This window comes from Niabella soli DSM 19437, from assembly GCF_000243115.2.
In the GTDB taxonomy this organism is placed as follows: Bacteria; Bacteroidota; Bacteroidia; order Chitinophagales; family Chitinophagaceae; genus Niabella; species Niabella soli.
Map to the genome: position 1 here is coordinate 2,007,233 of NZ_CP007035.1, position 12,193 is coordinate 2,019,425.

11 protein-coding genes are annotated in these 12,193 nt (G+C 45.1%); 7 read left to right on the forward strand and 4 right to left on the reverse strand.

The window, feature by feature from the left end; all coding sequences use genetic code 11:
* Positions 1-23: 23 nt before the first annotated feature.
* From NIASO_RS08580 to NIASO_RS08590, 3 genes are all read right to left on the reverse strand, one after another.
* Entirely contained in the window at positions 24-236 is a 213-nt protein-coding gene (locus NIASO_RS08580; RefSeq protein WP_008584353.1) for a hypothetical protein, read from the reverse strand.
* Positions 237-457: 221 nt separating this feature from the next.
* The gene (locus tag NIASO_RS08585; protein ID WP_157547215.1) at positions 458-853 is read right to left on the reverse strand and encodes a hypothetical protein; all 396 of its coding nucleotides are present in this window, start codon (positions 851-853) and stop codon (positions 458-460) included.
* 134 nt (positions 854-987) lie between these two features.
* On the reverse strand, positions 988-1,803 hold the full coding sequence (locus tag NIASO_RS08590) for a hypothetical protein (protein ID WP_008584351.1): 816 nt from the start codon (positions 1,801-1,803) through the stop codon (positions 988-990).
* Between the two features lie 296 nt (positions 1,804-2,099).
* Here NIASO_RS08590 and NIASO_RS08595 point away from each other — a divergent pair, with 296 nt between their 5' ends.
* From NIASO_RS08595 to NIASO_RS08605, 3 genes are all read left to right on the forward strand, one after another.
* Positions 2,100-4,343: a nitric-oxide reductase large subunit gene (locus tag NIASO_RS08595; RefSeq protein ID WP_008584350.1), complete on the forward strand. Its 2,244-nt coding sequence runs from the start codon at positions 2,100-2,102 to the stop codon at positions 4,341-4,343.
* A gap of 437 nt (positions 4,344-4,780) precedes the next feature.
* A complete protein-coding gene (locus NIASO_RS08600) occupies positions 4,781-6,259 on the forward strand; it encodes an alpha-L-fucosidase (protein WP_008584348.1) in 1,479 nt (492 codons plus the stop codon).
* A 54-nt stretch (positions 6,260-6,313) separates the two neighbouring features.
* Positions 6,314-7,450 carry an acyltransferase family protein gene (locus NIASO_RS08605; RefSeq protein WP_008584346.1) on the forward strand — a complete coding sequence of 379 codons (1,137 nt, stop codon included), beginning with the start codon at positions 6,314-6,316 and terminating at the stop codon, positions 7,448-7,450.
* A 42-nt stretch (positions 7,451-7,492) separates the two neighbouring features.
* Here the strand turns inward: NIASO_RS08605 and NIASO_RS08610 are convergent, their stop codons facing one another.
* Complete coding sequence (locus tag NIASO_RS08610) at positions 7,493-8,149, reverse strand: hypothetical protein (protein ID WP_008584344.1); 657 nt, start codon at positions 8,147-8,149, stop codon at positions 7,493-7,495.
* Between the two features lie 111 nt (positions 8,150-8,260).
* Between NIASO_RS08610 and NIASO_RS08615 the strand changes: the two genes are divergently transcribed.
* From NIASO_RS08615 to NIASO_RS08630, 4 genes are all read left to right on the forward strand, one after another.
* Positions 8,261-9,511 carry a sterol desaturase family protein gene (locus NIASO_RS08615; protein WP_008584341.1) on the forward strand — a complete coding sequence of 417 codons (1,251 nt, stop codon included), beginning with the start codon at positions 8,261-8,263 and terminating at the stop codon, positions 9,509-9,511.
* 146 nt (positions 9,512-9,657) lie between these two features.
* On the forward strand, positions 9,658-10,911 hold the full coding sequence (locus tag NIASO_RS08620; protein ID WP_008584339.1) for a replication-associated recombination protein A: 1,254 nt from the start codon (positions 9,658-9,660) through the stop codon (positions 10,909-10,911).
* Entirely contained in the window at positions 10,911-11,366 is a 456-nt protein-coding gene (locus NIASO_RS08625; RefSeq protein WP_008584337.1) for a GNAT family N-acetyltransferase, read from the forward strand. The genes NIASO_RS08620 and NIASO_RS08625 overlap by 1 nt, the downstream gene beginning before the upstream one ends.
* 206 nt (positions 11,367-11,572) lie before the next feature.
* Positions 11,573-12,091, forward strand: coding sequence for a transposase (locus tag NIASO_RS08630; RefSeq protein WP_008584333.1), 519 nt, complete (start codon positions 11,573-11,575; stop codon positions 12,089-12,091).
* The last annotated feature ends 102 nt before the right edge of the window (positions 12,092-12,193 follow it).

Consider the following 12,193-nt stretch of genomic DNA (forward strand, 5'->3'; position numbering starts at 1 on the left):
CGCGCAACCGGGCGGTATTGCAACTAATTGTCCTGATTACTGCGGTTCATTTTCCGCACCCATAAATAAAGCGTCCATATAACAGAAATAACAAATAGTACAAAGAGCGGAATATAATAATGCTGTACAAAATTGCTGAAATAAGCGCCTGCTATAAGATAGATGCTTGCAATACAAAGCTTGAATGGTATAAATTCAGCATTGGTCCAGGTCATTTTTTTATTAAGAAAGCTCATAAAAAATATTTTTAAATTATCAGCCCACGCAAACCCCGATGTGCAATTCAAATTTTCGCTATCGTCATGTTGACCGCAAGGGAGACATCTCATCAAAACGGCGGAGACTTCTCGTTTGCCTTCGAAGTGACGTGCGAAAACGATCACCGCTTCCGGCGAAAAGTTGAATCGTACCCCCATCTATTCCGCAACAATCCGGAAAAATCCGCCGCAAGAGGCAATCAGTTCCGTATCGTATGCCCCATATTACTCCTAAGGTAATTATTAAATTCCGATTTTAATTTACTGAAGTGTTTTTCCAGGTATAACAGGTTATGTTGCAGGCGATCAATTTTGATATCAAACTCCTTTTCCAATTGTGCCGGTATTGCCGCTTCGGTTTGAATAAAACTGTTAATATCGGTAAGGTCATCCCGAAAAACCCCTATCAGCTCATCATTCCTTATCAACTTATTTTGCAGCCGTTCAACGCCCTCTACCAGTTGTTCATTCAGACTAAGCTTCAAAATCTCCGAAAGCCGGATCTTCATAATGACCGATTCTTCCATTATGAAATTCACGCCTCTTTTCCATGCGTTGCATTCGTATCGTATTTGATCTAATTTCAGTTTCTTCATAATCGATAGTAACAACTGTGCCAAGCGTTTTCCTGATGTATCGTTTAGCTCTTTTATACGGCCATAAGCCATAAAATACTACAGGCAACAGATAGTGATAACAACGGAAACGCGGACTTAATTTTATTTTTTCATTAATGAGCAATAAATACCCGTGCAGCCTGTTCACGAATAACCTGCGCGGCAAAGCTTTTCTGCAGCAGGTTTGACAAGGCAGACCGGCCAAACGCGCCGGTAACTACCAGTGCATTTTTATAACAGCCCAACCAGGTAGTAAAAAGTTTTTGATGATCCCAATGCAATTTCAGGATCTCTGCTTCTTTAAAGTGTAAACTCACATACTCCTTCAATAATCTTCGATCCGGTATTTTTTTATTGTGTTCGTTTTTAACATATACAAACTTTGCAGGAAGCGCACTGTATTGGGGAAACATTTTGCAAAATTGCGTCAGCGCATGCATACTTTCTGCAGAACCATCAGTGGCCCCTATAATATGTTCCGGGGGCAGCGCTGTTTCAGGAACAGTTAGCACCGGGCAATCGGCCCAGCGCAACAGTTCCAGCATGTGGGTGTTGGGCTGAAGGGAATTTAGATTGGCGCCTAAAAGCTCCTGGCTGATAACCATCAGATCGGCATACCGCGTCTCTTTTTCCCAAAAATCCTTATTCCAGGATGCCGCATCTTTTTTCACCTCAAGGCATTGTATATTGTGAGTCTTGCACTGGTTGATAAATTGCTCAATGCCCTTTCGCTCTGCTTCCTGCCTGCTCTCCAGCAACTCGTCATAAACACCCGGAGCATAACTATCATAAGATAGAGAGGCCTTTTTCATTGTTGGGAAAAAAAGTCCTTTTACGTATACCGGTTCGTGCAGGTGTATCAATTTAATAAACTCGAATGAGCCGTAAGAATAGTTCTCCCCATCACAAACAAAAAGAATTTTTTTCATACATTTACTATTTATTGATTGCCCGATGACCCATTGGAGTTTGCCTAGCATTTCCCTCTAACTGGTTTGCAGTAACCCATTGCCTTCTTATCTACTGTATTTGGGGGCTAAGCTACTCTACAGGCAGCACATATAGCAATGACAGTGATCAGTGCCATTTGTGACCCACATCAACAATGCCTGATTATCAATCAACATCAGCAGGTAATATGACGCCTGTCATTGCTGTTGCTTTATCCTGGAGAATAAATTTGACGCCTTTAACAGGAAAAAGAAATAAATAAAATAAGACCATTATGAAACCAGAAAAATTATGGACCTGGCTGACAGTCGTTATCATTGCGTCTTTTGCGGTGCTCTTATACTTTGGAGTAGATATTTACCGTAAGATCCCCCCGATCCCGGATAAGGTAATGACCACTGATGGCGAAGTGCTGAGCACCGGACAGGATATAAAAGACGGGCAGAATGTGTGGCAGTCCATCGGAGGACAAACCGTTGGAAGTATATGGGGGCATGGGGCTTATATTGCGCCGGACTGGACAGCAGACTATCTGCATCGGGAAGCATCCTTATTACTGGAAGAACTGGCAAAAAAAGATGGCAAAACCTATAGCGAACTACCCGACGAAGAACAGGCCCGGTATGAGATCTTATTAAAAAAAGAACTGCGCACCAATACTTTTGATGAAAAAGCCAATGCTATTATCATTTCACCTGAACGGGCCAAGGTGCATAAGCAATTGAGGGAATATTACGCCAAACTCTTTATGGGCGATCCTTCAATGGCAAAATTACGGGACGCATATGCCATTCCCGTTAATACTATTAAGGATAGTAGTCGCATGAATCAAATGACGGCTTTCTTTTCATGGAGTACCTGGGTTTGTGTTACCGATCGCCCCGGCAGTGACATATCGTACACAAATAACTGGCCGCATGAGCCACTGGTAGGCAATACCCCCTCGGGTTCGTTGTTCCTGTGGTCCGGGTTCAGCGTGTTGATGCTTTTAACCTGTTTAGGGATCCTGGTACTATACCATGCCCGGAACAAGGACGAAGAAATGAGCGAAAAGCTTCCATTGGAGGACCCCCTGCGCGATATGAAGCCCACCCCTTCTATGAAAGCCACTCTTAAATATATCTGGATCGTTGCGCTGTTAATCCTGGTGCAAATGTTATCAGGAGTTATTACGGCGCATTACGGTGTGGAAGGAAGCGCTTTTTATGGTATACCGCTGGATCGTTTTCTGCCGCAATCTGTATCGCGAAGCTGGCATGTGCAGTTGGCTATTTTCTGGATCGCTACTTCCTGGCTTGCCACCGGCTTGTACATTGCGCCTGCCGTTTCCGGCTATGAGCCCAAATATCAAAAATTAGGGGTAAACATATTATTCGGGGCCTTATTGGTTGTTGTACTGGGATCGCTTGCCGGAGAATGGCTGGGTATTATGCAAAAGCTGGGCCTTGTGGATAATTTCCTCTGGGGTCATCAGGGATACGAATATATTGAACTGGGAAGGATCTGGCAGATTTTGCTGTTGATCGGGTTAGTGCTTTGGCTGGTGCTGATGTTGCGGGCCCTGCTTCCGGCATTAAGAAGAAAAGATGAAAGCCGGCACCTGCTGACCCTCTTTGTTGTGGCTTCAGTAGCCATCGCATTATTTTATGGAGCCGGGCTCATGTACGGTCGGCAAACACATTTGGCTATTGCTGAATACTGGAGATGGTGGGTCGTGCATCTTTGGGTAGAAGGGTTCTTCGAGGTCTTTGCTACTGTAGTGGCCGGTTTCCTGTTTACACGATTGGGGCTGCTGCGACTAAAATCAGCTACCAGCGCCGTGTTGTTCTCAACCATCATATTTCTTGCGGGTGGTATCCTGGGCACCTTTCACCACCTGTATTTCTCCGCAACACCAACAGCCGTTCTGGCATTGGGCGCTACGTTCAGTGCATTGGAAATTGTTCCATTGGTGCTGATTGGCTATGAGGCGTATCACAACTATCAGCTCAGCAAATCAACCAAATGGATCAAAGCCTACAAATGGCCTATCTACTGTTTTATTGCGATGTGTTTCTGGAACTTCCTGGGAGCGGGGATTTTTGGTTTTGCCATTAACCCGCCGATTGCATTGTATTATATCCAGGGATTGAACACCACTGCAGTGCACGGTCATGCTGCATTATTTGGTGTATACGGCATCCTGGGAATAGGATTAATGTTGTTCGTATTAAGAGGTCTATACCCCGAACGACAATGGAACGACAAGTTGATAGGATGGGCGTTCTGGCTCACCAACATTGGATTGCTGGTTATGGTAACCATCAGTCTTTTGCCCATTGGTATTATGCAATCGGCGGCATCGATTAAAAACGGGTATTGGTATGCCCGCTCGGCGGAATTTATGCAGACGGACATTATGCATTTTCTGCGCTGGATGCGGGTACCGGGCGATATCCTGCTGGCAATAGGAGAACTATTACTCGTGATATTCATCATCGGGCTAAAGTTCGGCTGGTCGCTAAAAGAAAAGCGGTAAGGCTTTCTGCTTCAACGGTGATTATTGAAAATTCATTTTCAATCAGACCACTGTGCTTACAAATGCCGCAGCCATTTTTAAGAAGGAGGCGGTATCCAAATTCGTTTTACAACGGAATGTCGTTCTGAACTTGTCTCAGAATCTATTAATAACCATACGTTATTTTTAGATACCGGATCATCCCGATGACTATCGGGGTATGACAATGGAGACTTTTGATACAGCCTCAATTTGTTTTTATCCCGGCAATATAAAGGCTCTTGTATGTCACCTGCCATCTGCTTGCTTTTATCTTTATGATTAATGTACGAAACAATTGATTTTTTCGCCCTAATCAACTAGCTTTATTGGATGGAACACGACGCCGGACGATTAATAGGTTGCGATGCTTTAAAAGCGATCCGTTATTAAAACCCGGTAACAATAAAATATCTGATATGCGAAAATTACTTACGTTGCTGCTGACTATTGCTTGTTGTTACCCAGTGGCTGCCCAAAAGTTTCAACCCAACTGGGCATCGTTAAATACCCGTAAAATGCCGGAATGGTTTCACCAGGACAAGTTTGGTATTTTTATTCATTGGGGTGTATACGCTGTTCCTTCCTACGCACCGGTGATCCCTAACAGCGGCTACAGTTATGCAGAATGGTACTGGCGGCGCATAGTCCCCGGTACCGGTAAAGAAGAAAATGAAGCCTACCGGCAAAAATTTGTAGATTTTCATAATAAGAACTATGGGGCCAATTTTAAATATGAACAATTTGAACCGCTGTTTAAGGCCGAAATGTTTAACCCCGACCAATGGGCCGATGTATTGAAAAAATCGGGCGCAAAATATGTGGTGCTTACTTCCAAACATCATGAGGGATATGCCTTGTGGAACAGCGCCGAGGCCGACCGCGACTGGGGCCATCCCTGGAATGCCGTAACAGGAACTCCCAAGCGCGATCTGCTGGGTGATCTTACCCAATCCGTCCGCAATGCGGGTTTGAAGATGGGCTATTACTATTCGTTGTACGAGTGGTTTAACCCGCTTTGGCTAAGCAACAAAGAACGCTATGTGAAAGAACACATGATCCCTCAATTAAAAGACCTGGTCAATAAATATAAACCTTCGCTCATCTTTGCCGATGGCGAATGGGATCTGCCGGACACCGGCTGGCATAGTCCCGAAATTCTTGCCTGGCTGTTTAATGAATCTCCCGTTAAGGATGAGGTGGTGGTCGACGACCGCTGGGGCAGCAATACGCGCAATCAGAATAAGGGTGCGCTGTACGTAACATCCGAATACGGCAGCGGTATGGATAAAAACGTGGTTTGGGAAGAATGCCAGGGCGTAGGGCATTCATTCGGCTATAACCGCAATGAACAATTAAATGATTATAAAACAAGTAACGATCTTATTTTAATGCTGGTGGATATTGTATCGCGCGGGGGCAACCTGCTGCTGGATATTGGCCCCACGGCTGACGGGCGTATCCCCATCATCATGCAACAGCGCCTCGCAGACATCGGCATCTGGCTCAACAAAAACGGGGAAGCCATTTACGGAACGGAAGCATACACCCATTCCTACCAATGGAGCGCAGGCATGGTACCCTCCAAAACCGGGAAAAATGCCTTTGCTAATTACAGTGTAACCGAACTGATAAAACCCCGGAAAGATACGGCGCATATTGAAGCCTTTTTTACCACAAAGGGCAAGGACCTCTATTGCATATTGCCTGCTTACAAACAGGAAATACGCATTAAGGATCTTAAGGTGCCCGCCGGCTCCACAGCAACGCTGCTGGGCAGTAACAAGCGCCTGAGCCTGAAGAATACCGGTAAGGATTGCCTGATCAATCTTGCATCTTTAAAGCCGGGCGAAGCCTCCGAAGTGATGCTGGTATTAAAATTAAAAAACGCATTATAAGCCGGGGCCGTCATCCATCCATTGAAATTCATTAACAACTGCAACAAAAAAACTATGACGCCACAACGATACTATCGCCCCGAGTTGGACGTATTGCGCCTGTGCGCCTTTCTTTTTGTCTTCTTTGTACACCGGATGGACCTGGCACCCGTTGATGCGAAACACTATTATTGGGGATACCACCTGAGTTTGGTAGGCAACTATGGGGTTCCCTTATTCTTTTTTCTGAGCGCTTTTTTAATTACAGAATTGCTTATAAGAGAACAGGACAGTTTTGGGAAGATCAACGTCAGATCTTTTTATATCAGGAGGATCCTGCGCATCTGGCCCTTATACCTCACTTTCTTTTTTTTAATTGTTTTGTTAACCTCCGTCACCTCTCATTTTGGCGGAAACATACCGCCAAAAGCACAACTGGCGTTCACGCTATTTTCGGGCAACTGGTACATAACATTTAATGAATGGCAGTCCTATTGCATAAACCCGTTATGGAGCGTATCAGTAGAAGAGCAGCTTTATATTTTATTACCGCTGGTCTTGTTCTTCACCGGAAAAAAAGGATTAAAGATCTTTTCCTTTTTTGCAATTGTACTTTCCTACCTGGTCATCCTTTATTATGCCCAAAGGCCCACTGAAGGATTCAGTGGCCAGTGGACAAACAGCTTTGTACATTTTCAGTTTTTTGCAGCCGGTATTCTGGTATCCGTTTTTTTGAAAGGCCGGCAACCGCATTTGAATTTCCTAACGCGGATGGTATTGTTTGCGACGGGATACGCCTGCTGGTTAGCGGCTTCCATAATTTGCGAAGTGAATGCAGATGCGCCGCACCTCGCCACCATTGCACAGTCTGTCAGCGGCTGGTTCCTGATACTTGCCGGTGTGCTCTCTTTCTTTTTTTCGTTCTTCGGATCATCCGAAAAACGCATGCCCGCCGCGCTGGCTTATCTCGGGCGCATATCGTATGGAATGTATGTCTTTCATATCACCATATACTGGATCATCTATCATATTTTTAAAGCGGAGCTGGCAACGTTCAGTAATAAAATGGGCCTGGGTGAATGGAAAAACGAAATAGGTTTTGTTATCGTATTTCTTATAACGGTAACGATTGCAATGTTATCGTACAATTATTTTGAAAAACCATTTTTACGGTTAAAAACGCGCTTTACATTCATTCCTTCGAGAGACTAACGACGCCACCATAACAAAGCGCCGGCCCTTTTTGGATGGTCGTTACGCAACAATTTCTTTTATCCGTAAATAATGAGGAATGGTGTCGGAAAGCAAATGAATTTCGAGCAAAGAACCCGCTTTCAGTTGCACAAACGCAACCTCGTTCTTTAAAATGGTATCCAGCATGGAGTTAATCACCAGCGATTCGGTTACGACACGGTATACCTTTTTTTTCTCAAGAATGCTTACGGTAATATGTAATACCCGCGCGTGTATGATGGTCTTTTTGCGTACAAAAAGATAGCGCAATACCATGCGGTGCTGCAAATATAAAAGCCTCCAGATACAGCCCAATGCTGCCAACAACAACAGCAATAAAAGATAAACAAGCATTTTTGACTGCCCGTCAATCTCGGCAATTGTTTCCAGCAAAAAAAACAATACGAGCAGGGGTAAGCATACGGAAAGAAAAAAGCCGGGGAATATCCTTTTAACAAACGTCTTCCAAAGCAGCCATTTGTCGTTAGCGGACAACAAATGACTGGACTCCTGCTTGTTATTCTTCACACCGGCATTACTCATACCATCAGCACTTAAAAGGTTCAAACTTATCTGCAATGAACTGCAAAACAGCACCTGCAGTTTAAAACTCAGTTTAGCAACGGCCCTTACGAATAGATCATTTAACGACTCTCTTGTTAAACGCTGAACTTTCACAGGAGGTTGGTTAAATTGTAACACAAAACTAATGCACAGTAATAGTTTAAAATATACCGGTTTTCCGGCATTTTTTAATGTAAATTTGAAAAAGACCTTGCTTATTCTTAAATGGAAACCTACGGTAAAATATTATTGATCGCCATTCCTGCATTTTTGCTGCTGGTCCTCTTTGAAATGGGTTATTCCTGGCGGAAAGAAAAAAAGACCATGCGAACGAATGACACCATTAGCAGCCTGCTGAGCGGGGTAACCAATATTACCAAAGATGTGCTGGGGCTCAGTATTATTATTTATTCCTATTCCTGGATGGTGCAACATTGGGCGCTTCTGCATATTAAGGCCTCATGGCTTACGTATGCGATCGCTTTTATCGTATTAGACTTTTCGGGGTATTGCGTGCACCGCATCCAGCACCAATTTAATTTTTTCTGGAACGGCCACCTGGTGCACCACAGCAGCGAAGAATTTAACCTGGCCTGCGCCTTGCGGCAAAGCATTTCCGGTTTTGCCAATATTTTCGTCATCTTCCTCCTCCCCGCAGCATTGCTGGGCGTACCCGAAAAAGTGATTGCCGTGGTTACTCCGCTTCATTTATTTGCACAGTTCTGGTATCATACCACTTTCATAAGAAAAATGGGCTGGCTGGAGGCCGTTATTGTAACGCCCTCCCTGCACCGCGTGCATCATGCGATCAACCCTGAGTATCTCGACAAAAACTATTCGCAGATATTCATCTTCTGGGATAAATGGCTCGGCACCTACCAGGCGGAAATACCCGAAAAGCCGCCGGTATACGGTATTACAAGACCCGTTCAAACCTGGAACCCGGTAAAAATAAACTTCCAACACGTAGGGTTGCTGATAAAAGATGCCTGGCGTACCCGCAGTTGGAAGGACAGGTGCCGCATCTGGCTGATGCCCACCGGCTGGCGCCCGGCTGATGTAAGGGAAAAATTCCCTGTTCGTAAAATTGAGAACGTTTACCAATTTGAAAAATATAATCCGCTCCTTAGCACCCCGGCAAAAGTTTGGCTGTGGATCCAGTTAACCATCCTGCTCTTTTTTATTTGCTTTCTTTTTGGGAATATAGCGGCGATAGGGTCGCCGGGCATTTTTTATTACGGACTTTTCATCTTTCTTTTTGTTTATGCATTAGCCGAATTAATGGATGGCAACCGGTTTACCTGGATATGGGAGGGCCTGAAAGCGCTTTGCGGGGGATGGATTATATACGCCGGGGGCGATTGGTTCACGCTAAAAACTTTTACGCCCTTTGGATGGGCAATCGTGCTGGGGTATTTGATCATTTCACTTATCGTCACCAGCATTTTTTCTGCAAATACGAAAGCAGCCTTGTAAATATGCCGATAAGATCTGGACAGTTTTAAAAACATTCAAAAGGATTTCCGTGTAAAGCTGTGAGCAAATAAAACAGAATCCGATCTCATCCACCGTGGTACTAAATAAATTAGCAGTATCTTTAGGGATTCAAACAATAGTAGACTATGACCCCATTAGCTGAACGCTTAAGGCCCATGACTTTAGATGAGCTGGCCGGGCAGGAGCACCTTACCGGGAAAGGCAGTATCCTCCGGAAATCTATTGAAACCGGCACGGTACCCAGCATGATCCTCTGGGGGCCGCCCGGTGTTGGTAAAACTACTATTGCAACCATTATTGCCAATACCGTCAACCGCCCGTTCATCGCGTTAAGCGCTATATCATCCGGGGTAAAAGATATAAGAGATGCCATTGCAACGGCCACTGCAAGCAGGGGGGCTATTTTATTTATTGATGAGATCCATCGTTTTAATAAAAGTCAGCAGGACGCCTTGCTGGGCGCCGTGGAAAAAGGGATCATCACCTTAATTGGCGCTACCACCGAAAATCCTTCTTTTGAAGTGAACAGTGCCTTGCTGAGCCGGTGCCAGGTTTATGTGCTGAAAGCCCTGGAAGAAAAAGACCTCATCCGGGTGTTGCATACGGCAATGGAGCAGGATGAGAAAATAAAAGCGAAACAGGTTACCTTAAAGGAAACAGATGCGCTGATCACCATTTCCGGCGGTGATGCCCGTAAGTTGTTAAACCTCTTTGAAATTGTTTGTGAGGCGCAGAAAGCGCCTGTAGTCATTACGGACGAACGCGTAATGGAAATTGCGCAAAAAAAAATAGCCTTATACGATAAGTCGGGTGAGCAGCATTATGATATTATTTCTGCCTTCATCAAATCCATCCGCGGCAGCGATCCTAATGCCGCGGTATATTGGCTGGCCCGGATGATCGAAGGGGGTGAAGACCTAAAGTTCATTGCCCGCCGCATGGTCATTTCCGCAAGTGAAGATATTGGCATGGCCAACGCCAATGCACTGCTTTTAGCCAATGCCACTTTTGATGCCGTAACAAAGATCGGTTATCCCGAAGCCAACCTGATCTTGTCACAATGCGCCATCTACCTGGCCACCTCTCCTAAAAGTAATGCCGCCTGTATGGCTATTGGCAAGGCATTGTCAACAGTAAACAATACAGGCGACCTGCCGGTGCCTCTGCACATCCGCAATGCGCCCACCCGGCTGATGAAAGACCTGAATTACGGCAAAGGCTATCAGTATTCACACAACTTTGAAAACAATTTCAGCGAACAGGAATACCTTCCCGAGAAAATTGCGGGCACTTCTTTTTACGAACCAGGAGTCAACGCGCGTGAACAGGAACTGCGCAATTATTTAAAAAAACTGTGGAAAGAAAAATATAACTACTGATGCAAGAACCCAATATCGAGTGGACCTGCAAGGCTTTTGCAGACTTGTCAACAATCGAATTATACCAGATCCTGCAATTACGGGCGGCCGTTTTTGTAGTGGAGCAGCACTGCGTTTACCAGGATCTTGATGGAAAGGATCTGAAGGGGTATCATTTAATCGGTTGGCATAATGGCGCTGCTGTTGCTTATACGCGGTTACTACCCAAAGACGTTTCTTATCGGGAGCAATCGATCGGACGTGTGGTAACGGCGCAAACCTATAGGGCCTTAGGTCTTGGGCGGGTATTAATGGAACAGAGCATTGAAGCCAGCTACCGTTTGTTTGGCAAAAATCCCATCCGCATTGGCGCCCAGCAACACCTTAAACGCTTTTATGAATCCCTGGGCTTTCAACAAGCAAGCGACGTATATGAAGAGGATGGGATTCCGCATATTGAAATGGTGAAAAGCTAACCGCGCCACCTTCGTTGGTGTTGAGTCCGGCCATGAGCACAGAAAAAACACCAACGGCTTTCCGCCGCCGGTGTTATCGCCGCTGTAGGTGTTGCGTACAGCAGCGAGCGAGGGCAAAACACCCACAGCACTATTAGTTGGTGTTCTGCCATCGCCCCAGGCTCCACTCAACACCAACTAAGGAATAATTTTTCGTATCTTTCAGTATGCTATCCTTAATCACTGAATACCCGGCTTTTTTCACCGCTACCAACCTGGAATGGAAGGCGCTCCTGAAACCCGACAAATACAAGGACATTATCATCAACAGTCTGCGGTTTTTAGTAACTGCTAAACGCGTTAAGATTTTTGCTTTCGTAATCATGCGCAACCATATACATTTGATATGGCAGATGATGCCCGATCATTCACCTGATGCAGTGCAACGCGACTTTTTGAAATACACGGCACAGCGGATAAAGAAAGATCTGGAGCGTTTGCATCCAGACACATTGCAGCACTTTAGGGTTGACGCAAAAGACAGAGCATATCAGTTTTGGGAGCGAAACGCATTAAGCATAGAATTACGTTCACACCCGGTTTTTATGCAAAAACTCAATTACATCCATCAAAACCCAGTAAAAGCGAGAATTTGTAAATTTCCTGAAGCATACAAATATTCATCAGCCGGGTTTTATGAAACGGGGAAAGACTATTGGGGATTTTTAACACATTACCACGATTGAATGCAACCGTCGCTGTGGGTGTTGAGTGGGGCAGTGAGCAAGGGCAAAACACCCACAGCACTATTCGTCTCCGTTGGTGTTGCGCGCGGCCATGAACGTAGG